The 26,459-nt window shown below is 63.3% G+C and carries 25 protein-coding genes; 12 read left to right on the top strand and 13 right to left on the bottom strand.

Features of this window, described 5'->3' with window-relative positions; translation table 11 throughout:
• The first annotated feature begins 50 nt into the window (after window positions 1-50).
• Entirely contained in the window at window positions 51-1,235 is a 1,185-nt protein-coding gene (gene hemW / locus ACTJKM_RS16505; RefSeq protein WP_058329103.1) for a radical SAM family heme chaperone HemW, read from the top strand.
• Between the two features lie 30 nt (window positions 1,236-1,265).
• Here the strand turns inward: hemW and ACTJKM_RS16500 are convergent, their stop codons facing one another.
• From ACTJKM_RS16500 to ACTJKM_RS16475, 6 genes are all read right to left on the bottom strand, one after another.
• Entirely contained in the window at window positions 1,266-1,880 is a 615-nt protein-coding gene (locus ACTJKM_RS16500) for a glutathione S-transferase family protein (RefSeq protein ID WP_058329104.1), read from the bottom strand.
• Between the two features lie 113 nt (window positions 1,881-1,993).
• Window positions 1,994-2,359: a DUF1801 domain-containing protein gene (locus ACTJKM_RS16495; protein WP_058329105.1), complete on the bottom strand. Its 366-nt coding sequence runs from the start codon at window positions 2,357-2,359 to the stop codon at window positions 1,994-1,996.
• A gap of 35 nt (window positions 2,360-2,394) precedes the next feature.
• A complete protein-coding gene (locus ACTJKM_RS16490; protein WP_245296245.1) occupies window positions 2,395-2,808 on the bottom strand; it encodes a DoxX family protein in 414 nt (137 codons plus the stop codon).
• A 79-nt stretch (window positions 2,809-2,887) separates the two neighbouring features.
• On the bottom strand, window positions 2,888-4,162 hold the full coding sequence (locus tag ACTJKM_RS16485; RefSeq protein WP_058329106.1) for an RNA polymerase sigma factor: 1,275 nt from the start codon (window positions 4,160-4,162) through the stop codon (window positions 2,888-2,890).
• The gene (locus ACTJKM_RS16480; protein ID WP_057247978.1) at window positions 4,159-4,533 is read right to left on the bottom strand and encodes a YciI family protein; all 375 of its coding nucleotides are present in this window, start codon (window positions 4,531-4,533) and stop codon (window positions 4,159-4,161) included. The genes ACTJKM_RS16485 and ACTJKM_RS16480 overlap by 4 nt, the downstream gene beginning before the upstream one ends.
• A gap of 122 nt (window positions 4,534-4,655) precedes the next feature.
• Window positions 4,656-5,588, bottom strand: a complete 933-nt coding sequence (locus ACTJKM_RS16475) for a DMT family transporter (protein ID WP_440660661.1) — start codon at window positions 5,586-5,588, stop codon at window positions 4,656-4,658.
• 161 nt (window positions 5,589-5,749) lie between these two features.
• Between ACTJKM_RS16475 and gcvA the strand changes: the two genes are divergently transcribed.
• Entirely contained in the window at window positions 5,750-6,694 is a 945-nt protein-coding gene (gcvA, locus tag ACTJKM_RS16470; protein WP_058329107.1) for a transcriptional regulator GcvA, read from the top strand.
• A 57-nt stretch (window positions 6,695-6,751) separates the two neighbouring features.
• Here the strand turns inward: gcvA and dnaA are convergent, their stop codons facing one another.
• The 4 genes from dnaA to mutM form a co-directional block, all read right to left on the bottom strand.
• On the bottom strand, window positions 6,752-8,197 hold the full coding sequence (gene dnaA / locus ACTJKM_RS16465; RefSeq protein WP_057248246.1) for a chromosomal replication initiator protein DnaA: 1,446 nt from the start codon (window positions 8,195-8,197) through the stop codon (window positions 6,752-6,754).
• Between the two features lie 1,041 nt (window positions 8,198-9,238).
• Window positions 9,239-9,505, bottom strand: a complete 267-nt coding sequence (gene rpsT / locus ACTJKM_RS16460) for a 30S ribosomal protein S20 (protein WP_034797494.1) — start codon at window positions 9,503-9,505, stop codon at window positions 9,239-9,241.
• Between the two features lie 301 nt (window positions 9,506-9,806).
• Window positions 9,807-10,580, bottom strand: a complete 774-nt coding sequence (locus ACTJKM_RS16455; protein ID WP_058329108.1) for an enoyl-CoA hydratase — start codon at window positions 10,578-10,580, stop codon at window positions 9,807-9,809.
• A 52-nt stretch (window positions 10,581-10,632) separates the two neighbouring features.
• Complete coding sequence (gene mutM, locus ACTJKM_RS16450) at window positions 10,633-11,523, bottom strand: bifunctional DNA-formamidopyrimidine glycosylase/DNA-(apurinic or apyrimidinic site) lyase (protein WP_058329109.1); 891 nt, start codon at window positions 11,521-11,523, stop codon at window positions 10,633-10,635.
• A 173-nt stretch (window positions 11,524-11,696) separates the two neighbouring features.
• Here mutM and ubiE point away from each other — a divergent pair, with 173 nt between their 5' ends.
• The 8 genes from ubiE (at window position 11,697) to ACTJKM_RS16410 (ending at window position 19,321) form a co-directional block, all read left to right on the top strand.
• Window positions 11,697-12,473 (top strand): bifunctional demethylmenaquinone methyltransferase/2-methoxy-6-polyprenyl-1,4-benzoquinol methylase UbiE, encoded by a 777-nt coding sequence (gene ubiE, locus ACTJKM_RS16445; RefSeq protein ID WP_058329110.1) that lies wholly within the window; start codon window positions 11,697-11,699, stop codon window positions 12,471-12,473.
• 5 nt (window positions 12,474-12,478) lie between these two features.
• Complete coding sequence (ubiB, locus tag ACTJKM_RS16440) at window positions 12,479-14,053, top strand: 2-polyprenylphenol 6-hydroxylase (protein ID WP_058323681.1); 1,575 nt, start codon at window positions 12,479-12,481, stop codon at window positions 14,051-14,053.
• Window positions 14,054-14,277: 224 nt separating this feature from the next.
• Window positions 14,278-14,805: a GNAT family N-acetyltransferase gene (locus ACTJKM_RS16435; RefSeq protein WP_058329111.1), complete on the top strand. Its 528-nt coding sequence runs from the start codon at window positions 14,278-14,280 to the stop codon at window positions 14,803-14,805.
• 173 nt (window positions 14,806-14,978) lie between these two features.
• On the top strand, window positions 14,979-15,239 hold the full coding sequence (locus ACTJKM_RS16430; RefSeq protein ID WP_058323683.1) for a hypothetical protein: 261 nt from the start codon (window positions 14,979-14,981) through the stop codon (window positions 15,237-15,239).
• 169 nt (window positions 15,240-15,408) lie between these two features.
• Window positions 15,409-16,188, top strand: coding sequence for an SDR family oxidoreductase (locus tag ACTJKM_RS16425; RefSeq protein ID WP_058329112.1), 780 nt, complete (start codon window positions 15,409-15,411; stop codon window positions 16,186-16,188).
• Between the two features lie 551 nt (window positions 16,189-16,739).
• A complete protein-coding gene (locus ACTJKM_RS16420) occupies window positions 16,740-17,333 on the top strand; it encodes an ankyrin repeat domain-containing protein (RefSeq protein WP_440660660.1) in 594 nt (197 codons plus the stop codon).
• Window positions 17,334-17,344: 11 nt separating this feature from the next.
• Window positions 17,345-17,815: a nucleoside deaminase gene (locus ACTJKM_RS16415; RefSeq protein ID WP_058323685.1), complete on the top strand. Its 471-nt coding sequence runs from the start codon at window positions 17,345-17,347 to the stop codon at window positions 17,813-17,815.
• 237 nt (window positions 17,816-18,052) lie between these two features.
• Complete coding sequence (locus ACTJKM_RS16410) at window positions 18,053-19,321, top strand: MFS transporter (protein WP_440635169.1); 1,269 nt, start codon at window positions 18,053-18,055, stop codon at window positions 19,319-19,321.
• A gap of 5 nt (window positions 19,322-19,326) precedes the next feature.
• On the opposite strand, the gene ACTJKM_RS16405 is transcribed toward ACTJKM_RS16410, so the two are convergent.
• Window positions 19,327-20,109 carry a DUF4239 domain-containing protein gene (locus tag ACTJKM_RS16405; RefSeq protein ID WP_057247967.1) on the bottom strand — a complete coding sequence of 261 codons (783 nt, stop codon included), beginning with the start codon at window positions 20,107-20,109 and terminating at the stop codon, window positions 19,327-19,329.
• A 196-nt stretch (window positions 20,110-20,305) separates the two neighbouring features.
• On the opposite strand from ACTJKM_RS16405, the gene ACTJKM_RS16400 reads away from it, so the two are divergent.
• A complete protein-coding gene (locus ACTJKM_RS16400; protein ID WP_057247966.1) occupies window positions 20,306-21,208 on the top strand; it encodes a cation diffusion facilitator family transporter in 903 nt (300 codons plus the stop codon).
• Window positions 21,209-21,218: 10 nt separating this feature from the next.
• Here the strand turns inward: ACTJKM_RS16400 and ACTJKM_RS16395 are convergent, their stop codons facing one another.
• Together ACTJKM_RS16395 and ACTJKM_RS16390 are read right to left on the bottom strand one after the other, a co-directional pair.
• Window positions 21,219-22,799, bottom strand: coding sequence for an ABC-F family ATP-binding cassette domain-containing protein (locus ACTJKM_RS16395; RefSeq protein ID WP_440660645.1), 1,581 nt, complete (start codon window positions 22,797-22,799; stop codon window positions 21,219-21,221).
• A gap of 161 nt (window positions 22,800-22,960) precedes the next feature.
• Entirely contained in the window at window positions 22,961-24,772 is a 1,812-nt protein-coding gene (locus ACTJKM_RS16390) for a diguanylate cyclase (RefSeq protein ID WP_440660644.1), read from the bottom strand.
• Window positions 24,773-25,117: 345 nt separating this feature from the next.
• Between ACTJKM_RS16390 and coaBC the strand changes: the two genes are divergently transcribed.
• Window positions 25,118-26,338: a bifunctional phosphopantothenoylcysteine decarboxylase/phosphopantothenate--cysteine ligase CoaBC gene (coaBC, locus tag ACTJKM_RS16385; protein ID WP_440660642.1), complete on the top strand. Its 1,221-nt coding sequence runs from the start codon at window positions 25,118-25,120 to the stop codon at window positions 26,336-26,338.
• The last annotated feature ends 121 nt before the right edge of the window (window positions 26,339-26,459 follow it).

Here is a 26,459-nt window from a genome sequence, read left to right as displayed (position 1 = left end):
TCCCGCCCGCATCCCGCTCCCTACTGAAAGTGACCATGAGAGACGCAACGATGCAGACGGCCACGCTATCGGCGATTGGTGACGGCATGGACCCCGGTTTCGGGGTCTATGTACACTGGCCGTTCTGCGCGGCCAAATGCCCCTATTGCGACTTCAACAGCCATGTGCGCCACCAGCCCGTGGACCAGCCGCGTTTCGTTGCCGCGTTTCTGAAGGAGATGGAAGAGGTGCGTGAGCTCTCAGGTCCGCGCACCGTCACCAGCATCTTCATGGGCGGCGGCACGCCGTCGCTGATGGAGCCCTCGACGGTGGACGCGATCCTCCAGGGTATCGCTCGCCATTGGCACGTGCCCGACGGCATCGAGATCACCATGGAAGCCAACCCTTCGAGTGTCGAGGCGACGCGCTTCCACGGCTATCGTGCTGCTGGCGTCAACCGCGTCTCGCTCGGCGTCCAGGCGCTGAACGACCGCGACCTCAAATTCCTGGGGCGGCTGCACAATGTCGAAGACGCGCTGAAGGCGATCCGGCTGGCGCGCGAGATCTTCCCGCGCATGTCCTTCGACCTGATCTACGCCCGCCCGAACCAGACGGTCGAAGAGTGGGAGCGCGAGTTGAAGGAGGCCGTCTCCTACGCGGTCGATCACCTGTCGCTCTACCAGCTGACAATCGAAGAGGGCACGCCCTTCTACGGCCTGCACAAGGCCGGAAAGCTCATCGTTCCGGACGGCGAACAATCGGCCGTGCTCTACGAGGCAACGCAGGAGATCACGGCATCGATCGGCATGCCGGCCTACGAGGTCTCCAACCACGCCCGTCCGGGTGCTGAAAGCCGGCACAACCTGACCTACTGGCGCTATGGCGACTATGCGGGTATTGGCCCCGGCGCACACGGGCGCCTCGGCATCGGCAGCGGGAAGATCGCCACGGCCACCGAACGCAAGCCCGAGGAATGGCTGCGCCTCGTCGAGACCTACGGCCACGGCATGGTCGAGCGCGAGGCGCTCGATCTCGAAGCGCAGTCGGATGAACTGCTGCTGATGGGCCTGCGCCTCAAGGAAGGCGTCGACCTTGCCCGCTGGCAGACCCTTTCCGGCCGCGATCCGGACCCGGAGCGCGAACAGTTCCTGATCGACAACGGCTTCATCGAGCGGCTCGGAAATTCGCGCCTGCGCTGCACGCCGGCCGGCATGATGATCCTCGACGCCGTGGTGGCCGACCTCGCTTGCCCCTGAGGCAGCAGGCGGTCTTCGCCGGCTACAGACTCAATCGAACGTTTCACCGGAGAGCGGCGTCGCCCGCATCGAGGCGCGCTCCTCGAACACGTCAAACCAGCGTGTCAGCGTTGGGCGGTTACGGAACGATGGCAGGTTGCGAAATGCCATCCAGGAGAGCGCCGTCGCCAGCGCGATCTGGCCGATATCAACGGCCGCCTCGGGCTCCAGCGTGCGCTCCAGCCAATCATATGTTTCCTCGATCTTCTCTTCATACCCCTTGGCGAGTTCCGGATAACGCAGATGTTCCGGGCGCCTCTCCCACTCCCAGCGCAAACCGATCCCGGTCTGGGCAAGGACCTGCGCCACCGACTGCATGCGCAGCGCCCGCCAGCGCGGTTCGCCGCTTTCCGGGATCAGCTTGCGTCCGTCATGCAGCGTGTCGAGATAGGCGCAGATGACGTCGCTGTCGAAGATCGGCTCCTGCCCCTCGCGCAATAGCACCGGAACCTTGCCGAGCGGATTTTCGGCATAGACTTCGTCGTTGCGCCGAGTCGGGCTAGTCTCGTGGTGGACGACCTTGAGCCGTTCGGCAAGGCCGATCTCGTGAGCGAAGACGAGCGCCTTGCGGGCGAAGGGGGAATGGGTCTGATAGTAGAGGATCATGTTTGCCTCGCGGGATCTGGCGTGAATTCCTGTTCCCGTGAAGAGATATTGCATCGCAGCCGATAAAGGCGCTCTGTTTTGCCGGCCGCGTTGCAAGTTTGTTTCGCGAACCGCTACTTCATCGGATCGCCTTTCAGCCGGTTAAGTTCAATGCCCTTTGCGACCAAGCGGGCCACCTGGGCGTCGTCGACGTCGTCCGTGGCGCGCAGGCGGATATAGGCCATGTCACCCTTGCCGCCGCCCTTTTCCAGGCGTGGATCGAGATCGAGCATCTCCGCCCCACGCCAGAAGCCGAAGGTCACGTGATCCTTTGCTCCCTTCAGGAGGCAGACTGCGCCGCCGGCCTCGTAGATGGGGTGGCCCCACTTCACGATATCGGTGAGCCCGCCTGCGGCAATGAGCGCTGCGTGCAGACGTTTTGCCACGTCTCCCGGAACCCCGGAAAGGCCGGCAATGTAATCTTCGACAGTCCTGGTCATGATCGACTTTCACTTGTTCGGTTGGAAGGCAGTTTTCAGTTCTTGAATGGGATCAGGCTGCGCAGGCGCGAATCTCGGAGCCACAGGCCGCCCCAGGCGATGACGCCGAGATAGAAGCCAAAGAGCAGGTGGGAAAAGAGTGGGCTGCCGGCGCGCAGATGCGTCGCCATCGCGCCGCCGAGATAGCCGGTCAGCAGGATGGCACCGAGGATCGAGGTCCGCGGGATCACGTAAAGCACGGTGCAGAGCAGTGTGAGCACCCCGAGCAGACGCGCCAGGTTCTGATCTGCGGAGTAACCAAGCGCCACCATGGTTTCGGTAACGACCTGAAGCGGCACGAGCTTGATGACGGCATCGAAGACCAGGAAGGCGACGAGCACGCCACTGAGGACGCGGCCGAGGATGACGGACTTGGCAGTCGGGGCGGAAATGGCAAGGCTGGTATTCACTGGGATTTCTCCTTGGATCTCGTTTTCAGTCCAAGGACGAAGCAAGGCGGCCCGCCCCGACAGCCGCCTCGTGGCTTTTTCATCTTTTTTTGACGACGGTGTCTTCGACGCCCGGCTCCTCGTCGAGCTTGTCGAGTTGCATGCGGATATAGGCGCATTCGGCGGCGTTGGTCGCAAGCGCGATGGCATGATCAAAAGCGACGCGTGCCTCGCGGACCTTGCCGAGCTGCTTCAGGAGGTGGCCGCTGAGGCCGTGGAAATAGAAGTAGCCAGACAGTTTGCCGGCCAGCGGCTCGATCATGGCGAGTGCCGCCTCCGGACCGTCACGCTTCGAGACGGCAACGGCCCGGTTGAGGGTAATCACCGGCGAGGGCTGCAGCCGTTCCAGCGCTTGGTACAGCAGATCGATCTGCGCCCAGTCGGTGTCTTCAGGGCGTTCCGCCCGCGCATGCAGGGCAGCGATCGCGGCCTGGATCTGATAGGCGCCGGGCTGGCGATGGCGCATCGCCCTGTCGATCAGCGCCAGCGCCTCGTTGATCAGCGGCCGGTTCCACAATCCGCGATCCTGGTCTTCGAGCAGGATGACGGCGCCATCGGCATCGAAACGGGCGCGCGCGCGGGAATGCTGTATCATCATCAGCGCCGTCAGCCCCATGATCTCCGGTTCCGCGGGAAAAAGCTCCAGCAGCAGACGCCCGAGCCGGATCGCCTCCTCGCAGAGATCGGCCGAGACGCTGTCCGGGCCGTTCATCGCCGAATAGCCTTCGTTGAAGACGAGATAGATCATCGTTGCGACGGCGGCGAGCCGGTCGGCGCGATCGGCCGCATCGGGCGTCTCGAAAGCAAGGCCGGCCGCCGCGACGCGGGACTTGGCGCGGGTGATGCGCTGCTCCATCGCCGCTTCGCTGACGAGAAAGGCGCGGGCAATCTGCTTGACCGAAAGGCCCGAGACGATGCGCAGAGCCAGCGCGATCTGCTGGGTTGCCGGCAGAGCCGGGTTGCTGCAGACGAACAGCAGCCGAAGAATGTCGTCGCGATATTGCGAGCCATCCAGCCGGTCGGCGAGATTGCTCTCCTGATCCTCCAGATCGGAGAGCATTTCCTCCGGCGGCAGTGCAGTCTCGCGGGACTGGCGCCGGACCTTGTCGATGCCGCTGTTGCGGCCGACGAAGATCAGCCACGCCGCAGGATCGCGCGGCGGGCCACTCTTCGGCCAGGTCTTCAAAGCCCGGATGCAAGCCTCCTGGAACGCTTCCTCGGCCGTATCGAGATTGCGGAAGTAGCGCAGCAATGCGCCCACTGCCTGCGGCCGGGCTGAAACGAGTGCGAGGTCTATCCAGGCTGTGTCTGTCATGAAGCAAGCTCACTGGGTTTGTAGATGGCAAGGGGTCGGATTTCGTAGGAGCCGGCCGCCGGATTGGCAGAACTCAGATCACGAGCAAATTCGAGTGCTTCGTCCATAGACGCGCAGTCGACGACATAGAAGCCGAGCAACTGTTCCTTGGTTTCGGCGAAAGGGCCGTCGGTGACGATCGTCTCGCTGTGAGTGTGCCGAAGCGTCGTCGCCGTTGTCGTTGGCATCAGGCGGGCCACCGGCCCAAGTTTTCCGGCTTCAGCATATTTGCTCTGTACGGCCGCCAAGTCACGCATGACCTTATCATCCTGCTCCTTGCTCCACTCACTGGTGACATTTTCGTTGTTGTAGCAAAACACGGCGTAAAGCATCGGAACTCCTGCTCCTGAAACAAAGACGGTGGCGGCAAGGAATAGCCGACAACCCAGCTGAAAAAAACAGAGCCGGTGGTGCTTTCGCCCACCGGCCCGCAATGCGTGTAAGAAGGGAACGCTCAGACGTTCTCGCGGCACTCTAACTTGGGGTCGGCGGCCGGCCGAGAAAAGAGGCGAAGAAGTCGCCCGTCGATTGCTGCCAGACCGGCTGCGATCAAGGTCATGCCGAGGAAATGCTTGGGTTCCAGCGTTTCGCCCAGGAACATCGCGCCAAGCAGGATGGCGCTGACCGGGATCAGGAAGGTGACGAGCATCAGGTTGGTGACTCCAGCCGTTTCCAGGATGCGGAAGAACAGGACATAAGCGAGCGCCGTGGAGACCAGAGCAATGCCGACGATCGCGGCCCAGACGTCGAGGTCGGGCATCGTAAGCGTCCAGGGATGATCGACGAGCAGCGACAGCGGCACCAGCATGATGCTGGCAGCAGAGACCTGGCCGGTGGCCGTCACGATCGGTGCCACGCCCATGCGCTTGAAGCGGCGGGCAAAGACACCGGCGAGCGAATAGGAGAGCGCCGCACCGAGAACGGCAAGCTGAGCAACAAGGTTCGAGCCGAGCCCGCCGAGTGCCGCCGGACCGATCATCATGGCAACGCCCAGGAAACCGACGACCACGCCGGCGAAGCGGTTGACGGTCAGCTTCTCGTCATCGGTCAGCAGATGCGCGACGATCACGCCGAAAAGCGGCGTGGTGGCGTTGAGGATCGAGGCGAGGCCGCTGGCGATATGCGTCTGCCCCCAGACGATGAGCGAAAAGGGGATGAGATTGTTGAGCAGCCCCATGCCGAAGAACGCCAGCCACACACGCGGGTCCCGCGGCATCGACAGTCCCGCAAGGCGCAGGAAAACGAGCAGTGCGACCGCCGCGAGGCTGATCCTCAGCGCCACGATCGTAAATGGCGGCAGCGCCTTGACGGCGATACCGATGAAGAAGAAGGAGCCGCCCCAGAGGAGAGAGAGCATGATCAACATGCCCCATTCCTGCGCTCCCATGACCTTGGCCTGAACCGGCTGCACCATCGCGAAAACCCTCATTTGTTTATCTGACTAAATCGAAACGGTGTTGACCGTCGTGAATTTATGCCATTATTCTCAGCATATTACGCTTCGGACAAACGATCATTTCTCGCTGTATGATTGAGTTTGGTTAAACCATGGCCACATCCCTTCCCTCCCTTGCATCGCTTCGCGCCTTCGAGGCGACGGCGCGTCATTCAAGCGTCACCAAGGCCGCGCACGAACTCAACGTCACGCCGGGCGCCGTCAGCCTGCAGGTGCGGGAGTTGGAGCAGACGCTGGGTGTAACGCTCTTCGAACGAAGGCCCAGGCAACTGGTTCTGACGGAAGACGGCAGCCTCTATTTCGCAACGCTCCGACGTGCCTTCCGCATGATGCGGGAGGCAACCGAGGAGCTGACGGCGCGCAAACGTGCGCCGGTGCTGACGGTGAGCTGCACGCCGACCTTCGCCGCGCAATGGCTGGTGCCGCGCATCGGCGCCTTCGAACAGAAGGTGCCTGGCATCGACGTCCGCATCAGCACCACGAACCGGCTGACGGATTTTAACAGTGACGGCGTCGACGTCGCCATCCGGCATGGGCTCGGCCGGTATGACGGCCTGGTCAGCGAACGGCTGATCGACGACGACCCGGTTCCGGTCATCCATCCGGCGCTTCGGGCCAAACTGCCGCTCGACACGCCCAGCGACCTCGCCCGCCATGCGCTGTTGCACGACGTGCACCGCCAGGACTGGCGGCTGTGGCTGGATGCGGCAGGGGCCGAAGGGGTGGATCCCGGGCGCGGGCCGGTCTTCGTCAACAGCAACGGCGCCATCGAGGCGGCCAAGGCCGGCGACGGGGTCGCCCTGGTGCGCCTGTCGCTCGTGGCGCGGGAGCTTGCGGAAGGCCTGCTGGTTGCCCCCTTCCCGGAGGGAGTGATGACCGGCCTTGCCTATCACCTCGTCTATCCGCCGGCCGCTCTCGACCGACCGCCTGTCGTCGCCTTTCGCAGCTGGATCATCGCGGAGGCCCGCACATCGCAGGTCGTCGAGGACCAGCCGATCAGGCCGTCTCAGCGACCGACGTTGAAGGCGGTGCGTTAGCCCAAACGAAAAAAGGCCCGGAAAACCGGGCCTTTTCTTTGAAACGGTCAGCTGCGACTATTCGTTGATCAGACGCTTCAGAAGCTCGATCTCGTGGCTGAGTTTGGTATCGCCCGAAATCAGCTCTTCGATCTTGCGCACGGCATGCAGCACCGTCGTGTGGTCACGTCCGCCGAAGCGACGGCCGATCTCCGGGAAGGAGCGCGGCGTCAGCGTCTTCGACAGATACATGGCGATCTGGCGCGGCTTGACGATGACGCGGGTGCGACGGTTGGAGACGAGCTCCTGGCGCGAGACGTTATAATGCTTGGCGACGACGCGCTGGATGTCCTCGATCCTCACGCGGCGTGGTTCGCCGGCATTGACGAGGTGGCCGAGCAGTTCATCGACGCGCTCGATCGAAAGCTGCGGCTCGAAGGAACGACGGAACAGAAGCTGGTTGAACGCGCCTTCCAGCTCGCGGCCGCTCGCCGTCACATTGCGGGCGACATGGCTCAGGATATCGCCGGGAATGTCGAGCGATCCATCGTCCTGGCGGGCGACGTCCAGCCGACGCTTCAGCATTTCGAGGCGCATGTCGTAGTCGGGGCCGTCCATCTCGATGGCGACACCGCCCTGGAGACGCGAGCGAACGCGGCTGTCGAGCGATTCCAGTTCCCACGGAGCGCGGTCGGCGGCGACGACGACCTGCTTGGCGGAGTCGAGCAGCATGTTCAAGAGATGGCAGAACTCGTGCTGGATCGACTTACCCTGCAGGAACTGCATGTCGTCGATGATCAGCAGATCGATGTTGCGCAGCGACTCCTTGAGCGACAGCGCATCGTTGTCGCGAATGGCGGTGGCGAAACGCCACATGAAATATTCGGCCGTCAGATAAACGACACGCGGTGCACGCGCGCTCTGCAGCGCCTGGATGGCGATGGCCTGCAGGAGGTGCGTCTTGCCGAGACCGACGCTCGAATGGATGAAGAGCGGGTTGAACCGCACGGCACCGGCGCCGGCTTCCGCGATCGTCCGGGCAGCGGCAAGCGCCACGCGGTTCGAGGAACCCTCGACGAAGCTTTCGAAATTATAGCGCTGGTCGAGCGGCGAGCCGAAAAGCGGCGCCTGGACAGGCCTCTGTACGCTCGCAATCGCCGCTGCGGCAACGGTTGCGACCGGCTGGGCTGCTGCCGGACGGCGCGCCGGTGCGGTTGGAGCCGCTTCGGTCGCCTGCGGCAACACGTCTTCCTGTGTCGTCGGCCGGGCGCCACGGGTCGCGGTGCGCACCAGGATTTCGACCTTCAGAATCTCGCCGTCTTCCTGCTGGAAGAGCGACGTGATGAGATCGAGATAACGATTGTTGATCCAGGACTTCAGGAACGTGGTCGGCACCGAGAGGCGCACGACGCTCTTGGATACGGAATGGAGCTTCAGACGCCCAAACCAGCTCGCAAAGACATCCGGACCGACCTGAGCCTTGAGACGCGCACTTACTCGCTCGAACAGTGCGTCGTGCCTCATGTCGACTTTTTCCCCCGCCGCCTGAGATAGATTGCTTCCGGCTTGGAATGCGTCTCCTTCTTTCTGAAGTGCGCCCGCCGTCACCAAATTCATCTGCATTTTGCCGCCTTCCAGTTCATGTTCAGATGCCGTCATCACTGCCGGCGTCATCTCGTATGTCCGTCGCCCGCGGCGCCCGGAAAGGCCATGCCGCACTCGCCGAACGTCACAGTCGCAGTCGACGCCGGGCTCCTCATCTCCCGCCTCGCTGCGCGCTACGCGCATCCACCAGCCCACCTGTGGCCGGAGATGTCCCCTCGCGCCTCTTGTCAACAATCCTCCGGTGCGCTTCCGCACCGCCTCGGATCCTCCTCCTCGTCAACAGCTCTTCGCACCCTCGTACGAAGCGATGAGCCGCGCGTTGGACCTTTGTCTGCCGGCAGGCGCCGCTTGCACCCGCCGTCACGAGCCAAGCCCCGCCACACAACCATAGGACGAAAGCTCCTCACCCGGAGTGGAACGAACCATCCGGTTTTTTCACCTTCGACTTGTCTGATTGAACGACGCGGAGCCGCCCTGATACAAAGGACAGAAACATCGAAACCATTTCTTCGAAATGGCGTCTTCTGCTTCCTTTACAGATGTGGTCCGTGTCCCCTGTGGAGGGCATTTAGGCAGGATCGATGGGCAAGATCAATCGCGATTTTTAAGCAACCTTAGGCACTGACCGTTGACTCTCAGCCTGCCTTTTGCTTGCCGCATTCCGAGTCCGTGAAGAATCGCTTTTGAATCAAGGGTTTTGATTTTTCGCCCTTTGCTTAGCTGGCGAAAAAGAAAAAAAATAAAAAATCGCTTGACTCATTACGGGGTCAGGAGAGCCCCGGCCAGAGACATCCTTTTGATAAGGACCTCCCGTATGTCATTGAATTTATTTCATAAATTTTGTCATCGCATTGACACAACGTAATACCGTCGGATTAACCATCGCGATGACAGAAGTATGAATCCGAAAAGCCCGGCGCAAGGGCCGGGCTTTTCGTCAACAGATTTTTCTTAGCCGGATTAGGCCGAAAGCGACTTCACGCGCTGCGCGAGGCGCGAAACCTTGCGCGATGCAGTGTTGGCGTGCAGGACGCCCTTGGTGGCTGCGCGCATCAGCTCGGGCTGAGCTGCCTTGAGCGCTGCGGCTGCAACTGCCTGATCGCCGGTAGCGATCGCTTCTTCGACCTTGCGGATGAAGTTGCGAACGCGCGAACGACGGGCCTTGTTCACTGCGGTGCGGCGTGCGATCTTGCGGGTCGCCTTTTTCGCCGAAGTTGTATTGGCCATTGGTGCCTCTCTTCGAAAACTGACATGAACTCCGCCCTCGCCGTGCCGGGTCACTGCGACCTGTCATCAAAGCAATTCGGGAATATTTCCGGAAAGCCCAAAATGGCGTTCCAAACTGAGGGCGGCGTATAGCGGGAAACAGCCGCCCCGTCAACGCGCATTTTCTAGAATCTGCGCCGTGCTCTGGCTTAGATCACGATGGTCTTGGGTCTGATCGACCCAAAACCATAAACGTGATCGTTTCTAACAGGCTTGAGCGGGATGCGGGCGGAAAACCGTAAACACTATTCCTCATCCCGCTCTAGCGATGCTTGAACTCCGGCTTACGCTTGGCGACGAAGGCGGCCATGCCTTCTTTCTGGTCCTCGGTCGCAAACAGCGAGTGGAACAGACGCCGCTCGAAACGAAGGCCTTCGGCGAGCGTCAGCTCGAGAGAACGGTTCACCGCCTCCTTCGCCATCATGACCGCCGGCAGCGAGAAGGATGCGATCTTCTCGGCGGCAGCCAGCGCTTCCTCCATCAATTTCTCCGGCGCCACCACACGCGAAACGAGTCCTGCGCGTTCCGCCTCCGCCGCGTCCATCATGCGGCCGGTCAGAACCAGGTCCATCGCCTTCGCCTTGCCGACGGCGCGCGTCAGGCGCTGCGAGCCACCCATGCCGGGAATGACGCCGAGGGTGATTTCGGGTTGGCCGAACTTCGCGGTCTCGGAGGCGATGATGAAGTCGCACATCATCGCCAGCTCGCAGCCGCCACCGAGCGCATAACCGGAAACAGCGGCGATCACTGGCTTGCGGGCCGCAGCCACCTGGTCCCAGCCGCCAATGAAATCGCCGAGATAGCTGTCGACGAAATCGAGCGTCTGCATCTCCTTGATGTCGGCGCCGGCGGCAAAGGCCTTCTCGGAGCCGGTGACGACGACGGCGCCGATCTCCCTGTCGGCATCGAAGGCCCTCAGCGCTGCGGCAAGCTCGCGCATGACGGTCGAATTCAGCGCATTCAGCGCCTGCGGACGGTTGAGCGTCACGAGGCCGACGCGGCCGCGCGTTTCGACCAGCAGCGTTTCGTAAGTCATTCCTGTTTTCCTCCGGTTCATCTCCGACGCCAGGCCGCGGACAGCCCGGCGTTCATTTCTGGCAATGCGGGCAATAGAAGGTCGACCGGCCCGCCTGCACGATACGGGCGACCGTACCGTCGCAGCCTGGCGTGCGGCAAGCCTCTCCTTCGCGGTCGTAGACGGAGAAGGAGTGCTGGAAGTAACCGAGCGAGCCGTCGGCCTGGATGTGGTCCTTCAGCGACGAGCCGCCGGCCGCAATGGCATCGGCGATGACCTCGCGGATCGCGTCCGTCAGGCGCACCAGGCCATCTTTGGGCTTGCCACGCTTGTCGACGAGTTCGCCGGCGGGCTTCACCGGCGACAGACTCGAGCGCCAGAGCGCCTCGCAGACATAGATATTGCCGAGACCGGCGATGTTCTTCTGATCGAGCAAGGCCGCCTTCAGCGGCTGCGCCTTGCCGGAAAAGCGTACAGCGAGATAGGCGGCATCGAGCGCGTTTCCGGTCGGCTCCTCGCCAAGCGCGCGAAAATAGGCGTGGCTTGACACCGTGTCGCGGCGGGCAAGATCCATGAAACCGAAACGACGCGGGTCGTTGTAGATCACCCGCACCGGGCCTTCGGCGCCGTCGAGATGAAAGATGACGTGATCGTGCTTCTCGTCCTTGCCGCGCGGATGGTGAAACTCGCCCGGCGTCGCTGCAGCCGGCCCTGCCTCGATGCGGAAGGAACCGGACATACCGAGATGGGCGATGATCACGTCGCCGGCTTCCAGATCGATCATCAGGTACTTCGCCCGTCGTGACAGCGAGACAATGCGCTGGCCGGCAACGGTCGAAGAAAAATTCTCCGGAAACGGGAAGCGCAGGTCCGGACGGCGCAATTCCGCATTGACGATCCGCGCGCCCTCCATGGTCGGCGCCAGGCCGCGCTTGACGGTTTCGACCTCGGGCAACTCCGGCATAAATGCACTCCTACGATCTCAGCCACCGGATGCGGTGGTTGGCATTTCCTTGGCGGCCTTCTTATCCTATAGGGAGTGCGCTATGCCGCAGGCGCGGTCCCGTCCACGAGATAGCGCGGATGGGGCCTTTTCGCTATGGTGCCGGAAAAATTGGTTCAGGTGGAGTTCTTCGTATGACGGATCAGCGCGTATCGGCCGATGGCGGCATGGAAACATCCTTCGGTTTCCGCAATGTCGACGCCGGCGAAAAGCAGCCGCTCGTCAACGACGTCTTCCATAAGGTGGCGAAGCGCTACGACATCATGAACGACGTGATGTCGGCCGGCCTACACCGCGCCTGGAAGGACGCGATGATCGCCGCCCTCAACCCGCCGCGCCGCGAAGACTACAAGGTTCTGGACGTTGCCGGCGGCACCGGCGATATCGCCTTCCGCATCATCGAGGCCTCCGACCGCAAGGCGCATGCGACCGTGCTCGACATCAACGGCTCGATGCTCGCCGTCGGCGCCGAACGGGCGGAGAAGAGGAAGCTTTCCGCCAATCTCGAATTCGTCGAGGCCAATGCCGAGGAACTGCCCTTCGAGGCCAATTCCTTCGACGCCTATACGATCGCCTTCGGCATTCGCAACGTGCCGCGCATCGACGTGGCGCTGAAAGAGGCGCACCGGGTGCTGAAGCGCGGCGGTCGCCTGCTGGTACTGGAATTCTCCGAAGTGGAGATGCCGCTGCTCGATCGCTTCTATGATGCCTGGTCGTTCAACGCGATCCCGAAATTCGGCAAGCTGATCACCGGCGACGAGGCGCCCTACCAGTATCTGGTGGAATCGATCCGCAAGTTCCCGAACCAGCGCGACTTCGCGACCATGATCAAGGAGGCCGGCTTCTCCCGCGTCGCCTTCACCAATTACACCGGCGGCATCGCAGCGCTGCATTCCGGCTGGAAAATCTGAACCCTATGAGCACGCCTGGAACATATGTCCGCCTTGCGCGGATCGGGTGGGTTCTCGTGCGCGAAGGCGTCGTCTCAGCCGTCCCAACCGAGCATCTGCCGCCGTTTGCCCGTTTCGCCCAGAAGGCGGCGGGACTTCTGGCACGCCGCAGGGTGCCGGGCGAGGAGCGCAGCGACCGCTTGTCACGCGCGGTCGCCCGCCTCGGGCCCTCCTATGTCAAGATCGGTCAGTTCCTGGCGACGCGCCCGGATGTCGTCGGCGCAGAGTTCGCGGCCGACCTGTCGCTCTTGCAGGACAGCATGGCGACCTTCCCGCAGAGCGAGGCGAAGGCCGCAATCGAAGGTTCGCTCGGCCGCAAGGTCGAGGACCTCTACGCCGAGCTCTCCGAACCGATGGCGGCCGCCTCGATCGCGCAGGTGCATCCGGCCATCGTGCTTCGCGACGGCAAGCCCGAAAAGGTCGCGGTCAAGGTCATCCGCCCCGGCGTGCGCCAGCGTTTCGCCTCCGATATCGAGGCGATGTATCTCGTCAGCCATATGCAGGAGCGGTTCCTGCCCTATACGCGCCGGCTGAAGCCGGTCGAGGTCACCAAGACGCTGGAGCAGACGACGAAGATCGAAATGGACCTTCGGCTGGAGGCCGCCGCCCTTTCCGAGCTTGGCGAAAACACCAAGGACGATTCCGGCTTCCGCGTGCCGAAAGTCGATTGGGAACGGACCGGACGCGATGTCGTCACCATGGAATGGATCGACGGCGTCAAGATGTCGGATATCGAGGGGTTGAAGGCCGCCGGGCACGACCTCAACCAGCTTGCCGAGACGCTGATCCAGTCCTTCCTGCGCCACACGCTGCGCGATGGCTTCTTCCATGCCGACATGCACCAGGGCAATCTCTTCGTCGACGACGCCGGCCATATCGTCGCCGTCGACATGGGGATTGTCGGCCGTCTCGGCAAGAAGGAGCGCCGGTTCCTGGCGGAGATCCTCTTCGGCTTCATTACCCGCGACTACCAGCGCGTCGCCGACGTGCACTTCGAGGCGGGCTACGTGCCTTCGCATCACGACGCCGCGAGCTTCGCCCAGGCAATCCGTGCGATCGGCGAGCCGATCCACGGCCAGCCGGCCGAAACCATCTCGATGGCGAAGCTCTTGACGCTGCTCTTCGAGGTCACCGAGCTCTTCGACATGCAGACGCGCCCCGAGCTCGTGATGCTGCAGAAGACCATGGTGGTCGTCGAAGGTGTGGCCCGCACGCTCAATCCGCGCTTCAACATGTGGAAGGCTTCGGAACCGGTCGTCGGCAAATGGATTCGCGACAATCTCGGACCGAAGCGCATCGTCACGGATCTGCGCGACGGCCTGCACGCGGCGCTCCGGCTCGCCGAGGCCGCCCCCGAGATCGCCGCCCGCACGGAAAAATTCTCCAGCGAGATCATGGCGATGAGCGAGAACGGCCTGCGCTTCGACGCCGAGACGGCGCACGCGATCGGCAAGGCGGAGGCCCGGCATACCCGTTCAGGCCGCGTCGCCCTCTGGCTGATCGCCGCCACGCTCGTCTATATCGCCTGGCAGGTCACCTGATCGCGGCGCGCAGCGTTCGGCGCGTTCTGCGGACTTGCCTTTGCACTTGCGCTTGTTATTCTTCCGCGATGGACAATCACTCGACGATCGCAATGGTGCTTTGCACGCATACCCCAGGGGTGTGCGGGAGACCTGTTGCGCTGATTTAAGCGAAATGTCCCCCACCAACCCTGCCGAGGCGAGCAGGGTTGGGTCCTGTTTCCTCGGAGCAAAGAGAGGAAACAATGACCGAAACACACGCTCCTCCTGAAACCAAGATCCGCGCGGCGCGCATCGTCGACTGGGAGGCGGTCGCCGCCCTGATGAGCCAGCCCGGCATCCGATCTGGAACACTCCGATTGCCCTTTTCCACCCCGGAACAGACACGCAAGTGGATGGAGACGAGATCGGATGACGACACGGTCATCGTTGCCGAACGCGACGGGCATATAGTCGGCATGGCCGGTCTGCACCGCAGCAAGGGACGTCGTCAGCATTCGGCCGCCCTTGGCATCAGCGTCGACGACAATCACCGTGGCGAGGGCATCGGTAAGGCATTGCTTACGGCTTTGATCGATGCCGCCGACAACTGGCTGGGCATTAGCCGCATCGAGCTCACGGTCTTCACCGACAATGAGCCTGCGATCGCGCTCTACCGCAAGGCGGGTTTCGAGATGGAGGGCACACACAGGGCCTATGCGCTCAGGAACGGCGTGCTTGCAGACGTTTTCGCCATGGCGCGCATTCGCGCTCCAGCCGCACTGCGCGCCTAGCGGAAGGTCTCGAGCTTTGGCATTGGGCAACCGCTAAAGCCGGCGGATCGCGATCCCCCGCAACCGCCGGCTACACCGTGTTCCATCCGGAACTGCGAATATATCGGCCCCATGCGATCTTCTCCTCATGGATGACGAAGGCTCATCCCAACCAATCCAGAGGAGAGAACATCATGCGCAAGATCATCATCGCAGCCGTTGTTGCCGTTACCGCCGCCGTCTCCTTTGCCGCACCGTCGCAGGCCGGCGGTTTCTCGATCGGTTTCAGCAATGGCCACTACGGTCATGGCTGGGGTGGGCATGTCGGCTATGTCGGCGACTACTACGGCGGCCCCTATTATTACGAAGACGAACCGTACTGCTTCATCAAGAAGGTCAAGCGCTACGACCACTACGGCAACGTCTACTTCAAGAAAATTCGCATCTGCCGCTGATGCACTCAAGAAGGGCGAGGGGGCAAAGGCCCGGCCGGTCTTCCGGCCGGGCTTTTCTGTTCGGCCTACCTTCGTCATTCGCCGACGGTCAATTCGATTCCGCTTGGAACAAAACTGTAGTAGCTCCAATTCCTGGTCATTCTGAATTCCACATCGAGGAGAACCGGTCATGGATCTTGGTATTGCTGGAAAGCGCGCGCTGGTGCTCGGCGGCAGCAAGGGATTGGGCCGCGGCATCGCCGAGGCGCTGGCAAGCGAAGGCGTCATCGTTGCGCTGACCAGTCGCGATGCCGCATCGGCGGCCAAGGTCGCAAGCGACATCGGCCCGTCGGCGCGGGGCTACGCGCTCGACCTCTCGAAACCCGATATGCTCGACGGCCTGCTGGATCGGCTCGACGCCGATTTCGGCGCGATCGACATTCTGGTGCTGAATGGCGGCGGACCGCCGCCCTCGCCGGCCTCGGCGATCGAGCCCGATTTCTGGCGGGCGCAATTCGAAACCATGGTACTGGCCGGCATGCGCATCACCGGACGGCTGCTGCCCGGCATGCGCGAGCGCCGGTTCGGACGCATCATCGCCGTCGCCTCCACCAGCATCCGCGAGCCGATCGTCGGGCTCACCGCTTCGAATGCGCTCAGAAGCGCTGTCGCAGGCTGGCTGAAGACACTTGCCGGCGAGGTCGCAGCCGAGGGCGTGACCGTCAACCTGCTTCTACCGGGGCGGCTTGCCACCGACCGCACGCTCAGCTTCGACCGGATGGATGCCGAAAGCGAAGGCGTCGACATCGCGACGGTCGCGGCACGCAGCCAGCAGGAGATCCCGCTCGGGCGCTACGGCACGCCGGCGGAATTCGGCGCGGCCGCAGCCTTCCTCGCCAGCCGCCAGGCAAGCTACATCACCGGCGTCGCGTTGCCCGTCGACGGTGGCCTCAGCCGCTCGATGCTCTAGGGCCGTTCAGGACAGTGTCCGTCCACGGATGGTGTGACCGTTCAGCAGATCACACCCCGCTTCTGGGCTGCCATAACCTCCTGGCTGACGCTCGACTGCGTGGAATGCGCGGCGATCAACCGAGGCCGTGAAGCCTCCGCAATCGACCACGGTCGCGAAAGCAGATCCGGGTCGAACGGCAACGCATTCATATTTCCACTTTTCATCATTCATACATTTAATTTCCAAATGGACGACCCGCCACCTACGGTCGGCGTCGAGGGCGCCATGCCGGGCGCGGGACAGGTTCGGCAAGACGCGCATCTTGCGCCCTTGAAAAGGTCACGGGCCGGCTCAAGTAAGCACGAGATCGCAAAGAGCGAGAGCGGCACGAAAGCGCGGCCAATTCCGGGCTTCCACGTCTCGCCCTCAACCGGAACCACTGCGATCGGTCGGCCTGTTCGACCGGTCGGCATGATCGGAAAGACCAAATGCGACCAAGACTATTCGGCTCGCTGGTCGGCGCATCGATCGCCGCCTTCAGCCTTTCACCCGCAGCCGTGGGGGCCTCCATGCTCGAAACCCAACTGATTTCTGCTGCCGAGGCCGGTGATACGGACAAGGTCAAATCGCTGCTGCAACAGGGCGCAAGCATCGAGACCCGTGATACCAGCGGCGCCACGGCCCTTCTCGTCGCCACCCACGAAAACCGCGTCGATGCGGCACGCGCGCTGATCGAGGCCGGCGCCGACGTCAACGCCAAGGACAAGATCCAGGACAGTCCTTACCTCTACGCCGGCGCACGTGGCCATCTCGAAATCATGAAGCTGACGCTGGCCCATGGCGCCGACCTCAAGAGCACGAACCGCTATGGCGGCACGGCGCTCATTCCGGCCGCCGAGCGCGGCCATGTCGAGACCGTCAAGGCGCTGATCGAAGCCGGCGTCGATATCAACCACGTCAATCGCCTCGGCTGGACAGCGCTGCTTGAGGCGATCATCCTTGGCACCGGCGGCGAAAAGCACACCGAGATCGTGCGGCTGCTGATCAAGGCCGGCGCCGACGTCAACCTCGCCGATGGCGAAGGCGTCAGCCCGCTGAGCCACGCGCGCCAGCGCGGCTACGGCAGCATTGAGACGCTGCTGGTCGACGCCGGCGCGCGTTAGAAAGAACTCCCATGAACCAGGAACAGACCTATCTGGCCGAGGCGGTAACGCTTGCCCGCCGCAACATCGAGGATGGCGGACGGCCCTTCGGCGCTGTCGTCGTCAAGGACGGCGAGATCGTCGGCCGCGGCGTCAACGAGATGCTGTCGACCGGGGACCCGACTTCGCATGCGGAACTCAACGCATTGCGTGCCGCCGCCCGGACGCTCCGCTCCCCGCGGCTCGAAGGTGCTGCCGTCTATGCCAGTGGACAGCCCTGCCCGATGTGCCTTGCGGCCATGCGCATGGCCGGGATCACCGAGATCGCCTATGCGAACTCGAACGCCGATGCCGAACCTTTCGGCCTGTCGACAGCGGCGATCTACGCGGAACTGGCAAAACCGCTTGCCGAGCAGGCCATGCGCTTCCGCCATGTACCGGTCGACGATACCGACACAACACCGCTCTACGTGACCTGGCAGGAGCGGCAGGGGAACGAATAGCCGGCAGGTGAAACAGCCCTGAGGCGGCCACGGCCGGTGGCCGCCTTGCATTTTCGTTCAGACCACGGCCGAGTGGGAAACCGACGCCCTCAGCCGACAGGGACAGATTGCCGCTGGATAGCTGCCCACTTGCCGAGTACACGCGAAGGATGTAATCGCAAAGGGAGTCTTCTTCCCTACGCCCGTCGCTCGACATTCCCACGGAAACCGAGCGCTCCCAGCCTGCAGGTGCCCGTGATGAATGCCTATTCCGAAAAAGCGGGTCGCCGTGTTGCGCTGCTTCTCATCGCGGGTTCCGGCGTGGTGACGATCGCCAAGGGCATGAGCCTGACCTTCCTCGCGATCCGCCTGCAGCGTGATTTTGGCCTCAGCCCCGCAGGCATCGGCGCTCTCATCGGCGCCGGCCCGCTGCTCGGCGCAATCGTCAGCCCCTTTGCCGGCACGCTGTCCGATCGCATCGGCCGAAAAGGGGTGCTGACCGCAGCGCTTTTCATGGCCGGGCTGGCGCTGGCGGGGCTCGGACTGGCGCAATCGATCGCCGCCTTCGCGCTGGCGCACATCGTGTCTGCCGTCGCAGCCGCCGTCTACGAACCGGTTGCGCGTGCCTTCATGAGCGATGCAGCGCCTGAGCATCTGCGCCTTAAAGTCTTCTCCTGGCGTTATCTCGCCATCAATGCCGGCTGGGCCATCGGGCCGCTGATCGGCGTCTGGGTCGGTGCTGCCTATTCGACGCTGTTCGTCAGCGCCGGCGTCATGCACGCAGCCTTCGGCCTGGTGCTCTTCTTGAACGTGCCCGAAGCCGGCAACAGGCAGATGATCCAAACCAAAGGGGCAACACAGGCTGCCGGTGGCTGGCGCGGGCTTGTTGCCGCCCTGCGCGACCGAAGGCTCGTATTCTTCGTCATCGGCGGCACGCTGCTCTTGGCCGTTCATGGTCAATGGTCGGTGACCTTGTCGCAGTATCTCAACACCGGCTTTGCGGATGGCGTCACCCTCTTCGCGCTCCTGGTTTCGACCAATGCCGCAACGGTGCTGATCGCCAGCACGCCTGCCCGCTTCGTCATCGAACGGATCGGTGCACTGCCGGCGCTGTCGCTCGGCTGCCTGCTTTTCCTGCTCGGCGAAATCGGTTTCGCAGCCTCCTCCGGAATGGAAATGCTCGTCGCCTCGATGATCCTCTTCACCATCGGCGAGGTGCTCATCGTGCCCTCGGAATATGTGCTGGTCGACGGCATTTCGAATGCCGGCAATCGCGGCACCTATTTCGGCGCCCATTCGCTCTCGACGGTCGGGAACTTCCTCGGGCCGCTGATCGGCGGCCTGGCACTCGGCACTGTCGGCGGCGCCGGCATGTTCCTGCTGTTCGCGCTGCTTTCGGCGGCCAGCGCGCTTCTCTTTGCGATCGGCCACTCCATGCCGCCGCCGCGCCCTGAGACCGCACGCGCCGATAGGCTCGGCAGTGGCGCCCTCAACGGAGATCTCCTACGGCTGGGTCAATTCGCCTAGCGCCGTTATCCTCCCGTCGCAGGCGCCGACGAGGCGTTGATCTGCTGTTGCACCCGTTCGAGTGGCCCCGGCGCCAACGCCGCTGGCGGCTGATACGGATTGGAGAAGGCATAGATCAGAAACAGGATGATGCCGGTATAGGCGCCGAAGAGACAGAGCAGCAGCAGATTGCGCCGCATTGGCGGGAAGGAATAATAGGCGAGCGCGATGAAGATGACGCCGGAGAGTGCCGCGAACCAGAAGATACTGTCGATCGAGTCCGCGACATTGCTTTCCCGCTTGGTCCGGCTTTGCGAGATGTCGTGCAGCCGCTCCAGCATCTGGCTGCGCAGGCTCTCCTGGCGCTTGTCGGCCGGGACCAGGTTCAGCACGTGCTGATAGGCGCGATCCCAGTGCACCCAAGCCTGTGGTGAAAGACGTCCCTTGTCCGCCAGTGACTGCCATTCACCATCGATCACCTCGGCCGCATAGGCGGAGATCGCCTGCTGGATCGGCGCCTTGACGGCTTCACCGTAACGTTCGGCGTCGTAGAAGATGTCAGCGGTCGCCCCGGCTTCGGTAGCCATCTCGTATTTGAGCTGCTGGTACTCGACCATCTCCTGCGCAAAGACCAGCGCGAGGATCAAGCCATGCAGCGCCGAAATGCGAAAGATGACCAAACTGGCAAGTTCCTTTTCGTGCCCTTCCGCCTCGCCGCCCATGATCAGCCGCATTGCAAAGTAGGACGCGAGCGTCAGGGCGACCGTGCCGAAGACGAATAAGGCACCGAGCAACATCTCGACGATCATTTTCCCCTCCGCCGGCCGCCGATAACATCGGCAATTCTGAGCGTCGAGGCCTGGAAACACAACGCCTCGCTTTATTAGCAAATGCACGCAAAAGCTGTCTTGCCTGCAGGCAAACCGCTATGTTTGCAGCCGCCGCCACCATTTCGACATTGCCAACCCGTAAGCGCCGCGCCGAAACAGGAGTAAAAACAACATCATGACCGCCCCAAGCGAACAGACAGTCCTCAAGCAATCGATCGCGGCCACCGTCGTCGTCGGGGTGACGGGCGTGATCTTCGGTCTGCTTTCGGGCTCGGTTTCCATCGTCTTCGACGGCGTGTTCTCGGCCGTCGATGCCTCCATGACCGTGCTTGCGCTCGGCGTGACGCAACTGATCCCAAAGCAGAGCAAGCGGTTCCAGATGGGTTTCTGGCATATCGAGCCCATGGTGCTGCTCTTCAATGCCGGGCTGCTGACGCTGCTTTCCTTCTACGCGATGGTCAACGCCGTCGGATCGCTCCTGTCGGGTGGCAACCATCTCGCCTTCGACTGGGCGATTGCCTATGCCGCCGTCGTCGTGGTGATCTGCCTCGTCATGTTTTTCTACATTCGCCGGGCAAACCGGCCGATCGGCTCGGAGTTCCTGGCGCTCGACGTGCGTGCCTGGGCGATGTCCGGTGCGATCACCTCGGCCCTGCTCGTCGCCTTCGTGATCGCCGCGGCGTTGAAGGGTACGGCTTACGAACATTGGACGCCCTATGTCGACCCGGCGATCCTGATCGTGCTGACGCTCTGCCTTATCCCGCTGCCGATCCGCACGGTCTTCCAGGCATTGAAGGAGATCTTCCTGGTTGCGCCTGCCGAACTCGACGAGCGCGTGCGTCAGGCGGCGGCAAATGCGGTCGCGCGCCACGGCTTTGCCGACTATCGCACCTATGTCGCCAAGGTCGGGCGCTCCAAGACGATCGAGGTCTATCTTATCGGAACGCCGGAAACCAAGGTCGGCACCCTCGCCGAACTCGACCGGATCCGCGCCGAGGTCGGCGAGGAGATCGGCGATCCCGGCCACGACCGCTGGCTGACGATCGCCTTTACCGGCGAAGCGCGCTGGGCTGAGTAATCTTCCCCCGTCAGGAAAGCTCGATCCGCCTGTTGATGCCGATCGCCTCCAGGAAGGCGTGGTCGTGGCTGACGACGAGCAGCGCGCCGTCATAGGCTCTGAGACCCGCCTCGACCGCCTCGATGGAATCGATGTCCAGATGGTTGGTCGGCTCGTCGAGGATCAAGAGCTGTGGTGGGCTGCGGCCTCCGAGCACGCAGGCAAGCCCTGCACGCAGCATCTGACCGCCGCTGAGGCTCGAAACGACCTGCAAGGCCGCGTCTGCCCGGAACATGAAACGGGCGAGTGCCGCCCGGCAGTCGTTCTCGCTGGCGTCAGGATTGAGGTGCCGGAAATTGTCACGGATCGAAAGGCCGGGATCGATCAGGCTCACCTGCTGGTCGAGCATGGCGTGGTCGACCAGGACGCGCACATTACCTGACCAGGGCTGGAGGGCACCGGTCAGCAGCGACAGCAGCGTCGTCTTGCCCGAGCCATTGCGGCCGGTGAGTGCTACACGCTCCGGGCCGACGATCGAGAGCGACAGCCGGTCGATCACTGGCGTTCGCGGCTGATAACCCGCAGTGACGGCATCGACCTGCAGCACGCCCCGGCCGGCGGGCAGGCCGGTCGAAGGCAGGCGGACGGTCAAAGGCTGCAGGATTTCGATGCGTTCGCGTGCCTCGGCCAGATCGCCGATCGCAGAATCGCGGCGGCGCTCGGCAAGACGGGCATTGTCGCCGCCCGTCTTCTCGCTGCGCTCCTTCCTCGCATCAAGCAGCAGCAGCGGCTCATCCCCCTTGGCCCGCTTACGGCGGCCTGCCGCGTCCTTGCGCGCCTTGCGCTCGGCTATCTCTTGCGTTTTTCGTTGGACCTCGGCCAGACGGCGCTCCGCGTCGGCGAGATCGTGACGGGCCGACGCGAGCTCGATTGCCTTGCGCTCGCGGTAGTGGCTCCAGTTGCCGCCATAGGTCGTGGCGCCGAGCGACGTCAGCTCGACGATCGCATCCATCGTCTCCAGGAGTTCGCGGTCATGGCTGACGACGATGGCGCCGCCCCGCCAGCCCTCCATCAACGCGGCAACGGCAGCCCGTCCCTCGCGGTCGAGATTGTTGGTGGGTTCGTCGAGCAGGATGAAATCCGGTTCCTGGAAGACGAGCGCGGCAAGCTTCACACGGGTCATCTGCCCGCCGGAAAGCGCGGCAAGGCGCGTTTTCGCCGATGCGTTGAGACCGACGCGCGCGAGCGTTGCTTCAAGGCGGGATTGGAGCGTCCAGTCGGCCGCGGCAAGCTCGTCCATGCTGGCCAGCCCTTCTTCCGCACGCTTGAGGACGCCAAGCGCATCGCAGATGCCAAACAGGTCGGCGACGGTTTCATCGTCCGCGACCTGGACGGTCTGGCTGAGCATGCCGAGGCTGCCCGCGACGGCGACGTTGCCGGCCTGCGGCACGAGCGCGCCTTCGATCAGGCGCAGCAGCGTGGATTTGCCAACGCCGTTGCGGCCGACAAGGCCGGTACGAACAGGACCAAAGGTCAGGTCGAGATTGGAAAAGAGGTTTCGGCCCTCAGGCGTGGACCACGAAAGTTGGGAGAGTGAAATCGAAGCAGGCATGGATACGGTTTTCCCTGATGGCAAGACGGTTCGGCTTGGCGGTCAGGGTGAAATCCATCGATGCGTGTATCCTGTTCAAATTTCTATCGCCGCAATAGATAACATCGAATGTGCCAGTTTCAAGGCGGCACATTCGATGAAGCGCGGCGAGAACGATGCTGTCAGGCGAGACTGCGCCGCGCCTGGTCATCGCCGAAAGTCAGTCCGGAGGCGCGCACGCTTCGGTTTCGGCCGTGGTTCTTGGCGTCGAGAAGAGCGGCGTCAGCCCGCGTCAGCAGGGTAGCGACGGGCCCGTCGTCCGGAGCCGAGGCAATGCCGACCGAGACTGAAACCGTGCCCAGAATCCGGCCGCGATGCGACAGAGGGGTGGTGCCGATCCTGGTCCTCAGCCGCTCGGCAAGCTCGAAACCTGCCGCCTCGCCTGCTTCCGGCAGCAATACCGTAAATTCCTCGCCGCCGAAACGATAGGCGCTGCCGGCGTCGGCCACCGTATCGACGATGATCTGCGCGACATATTGCATGACGACGTCGCCGGCATCGTGGCCGAACTCATCGTTGAAGCGCTTGAAATGGTCGATATCGATCATCAGGCAGGTGAGTGGCTTGCCGCCCTGCCCGCGCGGTTCACGGTTCAGCGCCTCGTCGAGGCAGCGCCGGTTGAGCAGGCCCGTCAGCGCGTCGCGCACCGCCAGATTGGTGAGCTTCTCGCGCAGCTGAAGATTGGCGACGGCGAGCCCGATGTTTTCGGCGATCAATTCGAGATAGAGGCGCGACGCTTCGACTGCGAATGTTTCGTCAGAGCGCTCCTCGAAATAGAGGAGACCAATGGTATCGCCCTGGGCTGTCAGCGGCACGCAGAGACCGACCGCGCCATCGTCGTCGAGATGCTGGCAGGCGATGTCGCTGTGACCGCGATTGCTGACATGCGGCCGGCCGCGGCGAAGTCCCCAGCAGGCGCTGGACGGGAAGGATGGCGCAGAATGCTGCGGATCGAACCAACTGCCGACGCGGGTCAAGAGCGTCCGGCTGTCGTTCAGCACGTAGAGATGGCCGGCAAGATTGGGAAAGACCTGCGGCGCAAAGCGGGCCACGACCTCCGCCAGTTCGTCCTGGCTCTGGCAGGCCTGCAGCCGGTGCATCATCTGCAGGATAAGGTCCTTGGTCTGCTGATCCAGGCGCCGCTCCGCATCGAGCCGATCACGCTCGATACCGTTTTCCCGAAAGATGTGGATCGCCTTGTTCATCTCGCCGATCTCGTCGCTGCGCCGGTCGAGCGGGACCTCCACAGCGTAGTCCTGCTCGGCGAGACGCGTGACGATGCCGCTCATGCGGGTGAGCGGCATGGCGACGCGGCGCTTGAGAATGAAATAGAGCACGCTCAGGAACAGGGCGGCGGTGATGCCAAGCATCGTCTTGGCCGCGATGGCGAACCAGTCGCTGCGCGCCTGTGCCTCGTTGAGCGCCCCGCCTGTGCGAGCATTGGTCAAGTCTCGAAACCGTGCGACCGTGTCGAGAAGCGCTGTCTGCAGGCGCTCGTGCTCCGGGCCGAATAGCTTCTCCAGGGCGGTCGTGCGATCGCCCTTCTGATAGGCCTCGATGGCGGCAACCTCGATCTTGTCGAGTGCCTCTGCCTCGCGCATCGTCTCCTGAAGGGCTGCGATCTCGCCCTGGGACGCGCCGAAACTCGTGGCCGTCTTGATCGCCTCTTCGCGCTTGCGCTCCTCTTCCTCCGCGCGATGGAAGGTTTCGAGGTGACGCTCGTCGCCGCGCATGACGTAAAGGCGCGCCTCGTCGGTCCGTACTTCCGCTCCGAGCGCAAGTTCTTCGCCAAGCGTATCGAGGGCAAGATGCTGTTCGACCGCGCGCCTCTCCTCGAGAGCGCTATTCGTCGACAGGATGAAGGCGGCGCCCGAAAGCCCCGTCAGAAGCACGGTGACGCCGTAGGCCCAGTTGGTGATCGCATTTATTCGCATGAGAAGAGCTTACCCTGCGCGGATTGAAAGCGGATTAATCGCATTCCCTGGCTTCGGCAACAGGCCCGGAGCATGTTGACGCGGGCGGCACGGCTTTTGTTCCATTGCGCGCTACGGGCGGGAACAACCGGTGGTGATGCCCGGGGGGCCAGCATAGCGAAACGCCATATCGCACGGATGTCAGCGCAGGCTACCTCCTCCGGTGGGACACGTTGCGCGCAGCGGATCGCTCAAGTAGGTTCGATCTCGAATGCGCTGGTGAGGCCAGCCGCTGGAATATTCTGGTATCGCGTAGAACCCGGCAGCCCATGCCGGGCAAGAGGACGGCCGAAAGGCCGGGTGCAAATGACACTGTCGGGCAAGCGTATTCTCCTGATCATCTCCGGCGGCATCGCGGCCTATAAGAGCCTCGATCTCATCCGACGTTTGCGGGAACGCGGGGCGAGCGTGCGGCCGGTGATGACGGCCGCCGCGCAGCAGTTCGTGACCCCGCTTGCCGTCGGCGCGCTGTCCGCCTCGCACGTCTATATCGATCTCTTTTCGCGCGAGGACGAGCAGGATGTCGGCCATATCCGACTGGCGCGCGAGTGCGACCTGATCGTCGTTGCGCCGGCGACCGCCGACCTGATGGCCAAGATGGCGAACGGCCATGCGGACGACCTCGCCTCCACCATCCTGCTCGCGACCGACCGGCCGGTGCTGATCGCTCCCGCGATGAACCCGAAGATGTGGGCGCATCCGGCAACGCGCCGCAACCGGGCGACGCTCGCCAAAGACGGCATCCGCTTCATTGGCCCCGAAGCCGGCGAGATGGCGGAAAGCGGCGAGGCCGGGGAAGGCCGCATGAGCGAGCCGCTTTCGATCGTGGCCGCCGTCGAGGATCTTCTCGGCGGCGCCGCGAAGCCGCTTGCCGGGCGCAGCGCGATCGTAACCTCAGGGCCGACGCATGAGCCGATCGACCCAGTGCGTTACATCGCCAACCGTTCCTCCGGCAAGCAAGGCCACGCGATCGCCGCCGCGCTGGCAAAGCTCGGCGCTAATGTCACACTCGTCTCCGGCCCGGTGACGATCCCGGATCCCGCCGGCGTCAAGGTCGTGCACGTGGAGCGGGCCGAGGAAATGCGCGACGCGGTGCTAACCGCCCTGCCCGCCGATGTCGCCGTGATGGTTGCCGCCGTTGCCGACTGGCGGGTAGCCAGCGCTGCCGGCAACAAGATCAAGAAGAAGCCGGGCGAGGCCCCGCCGCCGCTGCAGCTTGCCGAAAACCCCGATATCCTGAAGACGGTCGGCCATCATACCAAGCGGCCGAAGCTCGTGATCGGCTTTGCCGCCGAGACCGAAAACGTCGCCGACAACGGCCGCGCCAAGCTCGAGCGCAAGGGCGCCGACTTCATCCTCGCCAACGACGTTTCGCCGGCAACCGGCATCATGGGCGGCGACCGCAACAAGGTGAAGCTGATCTCCCCTGCCGGCAACGACGACTGGCCGGAGATGGACAAGGACGCGGTTGCGGAAAAGCTGGCCGTGATGATTGCCGAGCAACTGGCGCGGATCGACAAGGGCTAGCTCCGAATTACCGATGCCCCTCACCCTAGCCCTCTCCCCGCAAGCGGGGCGAGGGGGGACGTGCCCTGAGTGAACGAAGCGTTCGCAGCAAGCAGATAGGTTCGGGAGAGTGCGGCATGTC

The sequence above is a fragment of the Ensifer sp. 22460 genome (assembly GCF_052044935.1).
In the GTDB taxonomy this organism is placed as follows: domain Bacteria; phylum Pseudomonadota; class Alphaproteobacteria; order Rhizobiales; family Rhizobiaceae; genus Ensifer.
Note: the sequence above shows the minus strand (reverse complement) of the source record. Positions and strands in the feature narration are given on the sequence as shown.

Bases quoted from the DNA above. Each gene is read 5' to 3' on its own strand.
- hemW (WP_058329103.1), top strand. From the start codon at position 51: ATGCAGACGGCCACGCTATCGGCGATTGGTGACGGCATGGACCCCGGT.
- ACTJKM_RS16500 (WP_058329104.1), bottom strand. From the start codon at position 1,880: ATGATCCTCTACTATCAGACCCATTCCCCCTTCGCCCGCAAGGCGCTC.
- ACTJKM_RS16495 (WP_058329105.1), bottom strand. From the start codon at position 2,359: ATGACCAGGACTGTCGAAGATTACATTGCCGGCCTTTCCGGGGTTCCG.
- ACTJKM_RS16485 (WP_058329106.1), bottom strand. From the start codon at position 4,162: ATGACAGACACAGCCTGGATAGACCTCGCACTCGTTTCAGCCCGGCCG.
- ACTJKM_RS16480 (WP_057247978.1), bottom strand. From the start codon at position 4,533: ATGCTTTACGCCGTGTTTTGCTACAACAACGAAAATGTCACCAGTGAG.
- ACTJKM_RS16475 (WP_440660661.1), bottom strand. From the start codon at position 5,588: ATGGGAGCGCAGGAATGGGGCATGTTGATCATGCTCTCTCTCCTCTGG.
- gcvA (WP_058329107.1), top strand. From the start codon at position 5,750: ATGGCCACATCCCTTCCCTCCCTTGCATCGCTTCGCGCCTTCGAGGCG.
- dnaA (WP_057248246.1), bottom strand. From the start codon at position 8,197: ATGAGGCACGACGCACTGTTCGAGCGAGTAAGTGCGCGTCTCAAGGCT.
- rpsT (WP_034797494.1), bottom strand. From the start codon at position 9,505: ATGGCCAATACAACTTCGGCGAAAAAGGCGACCCGCAAGATCGCACGC.
- ACTJKM_RS16455 (WP_058329108.1), bottom strand. From the start codon at position 10,580: ATGACTTACGAAACGCTGCTGGTCGAAACGCGCGGCCGCGTCGGCCTC.
- mutM (WP_058329109.1), bottom strand. From the start codon at position 11,523: ATGCCGGAGTTGCCCGAGGTCGAAACCGTCAAGCGCGGCCTGGCGCCG.
- ubiE (WP_058329110.1), top strand. From the start codon at position 11,697: ATGACGGATCAGCGCGTATCGGCCGATGGCGGCATGGAAACATCCTTC.
- ubiB (WP_058323681.1), top strand. From the start codon at position 12,479: ATGAGCACGCCTGGAACATATGTCCGCCTTGCGCGGATCGGGTGGGTT.
- ACTJKM_RS16435 (WP_058329111.1), top strand. From the start codon at position 14,278: ATGACCGAAACACACGCTCCTCCTGAAACCAAGATCCGCGCGGCGCGC.
- ACTJKM_RS16430 (WP_058323683.1), top strand. From the start codon at position 14,979: ATGCGCAAGATCATCATCGCAGCCGTTGTTGCCGTTACCGCCGCCGTC.
- ACTJKM_RS16425 (WP_058329112.1), top strand. From the start codon at position 15,409: ATGGATCTTGGTATTGCTGGAAAGCGCGCGCTGGTGCTCGGCGGCAGC.
- ACTJKM_RS16420 (WP_440660660.1), top strand. From the start codon at position 16,740: ATGCTCGAAACCCAACTGATTTCTGCTGCCGAGGCCGGTGATACGGAC.
- ACTJKM_RS16415 (WP_058323685.1), top strand. From the start codon at position 17,345: ATGAACCAGGAACAGACCTATCTGGCCGAGGCGGTAACGCTTGCCCGC.
- ACTJKM_RS16410 (WP_440635169.1), top strand. From the start codon at position 18,053: ATGAATGCCTATTCCGAAAAAGCGGGTCGCCGTGTTGCGCTGCTTCTC.
- ACTJKM_RS16405 (WP_057247967.1), bottom strand. From the start codon at position 20,109: ATGATCGTCGAGATGTTGCTCGGTGCCTTATTCGTCTTCGGCACGGTC.
- ACTJKM_RS16400 (WP_057247966.1), top strand. From the start codon at position 20,306: ATGACCGCCCCAAGCGAACAGACAGTCCTCAAGCAATCGATCGCGGCC.
- ACTJKM_RS16395 (WP_440660645.1), bottom strand. From the start codon at position 22,799: ATGCCTGCTTCGATTTCACTCTCCCAACTTTCGTGGTCCACGCCTGAG.
- ACTJKM_RS16390 (WP_440660644.1), bottom strand. From the start codon at position 24,772: ATGCGAATAAATGCGATCACCAACTGGGCCTACGGCGTCACCGTGCTT.
- coaBC (WP_440660642.1), top strand. From the start codon at position 25,118: ATGACACTGTCGGGCAAGCGTATTCTCCTGATCATCTCCGGCGGCATC.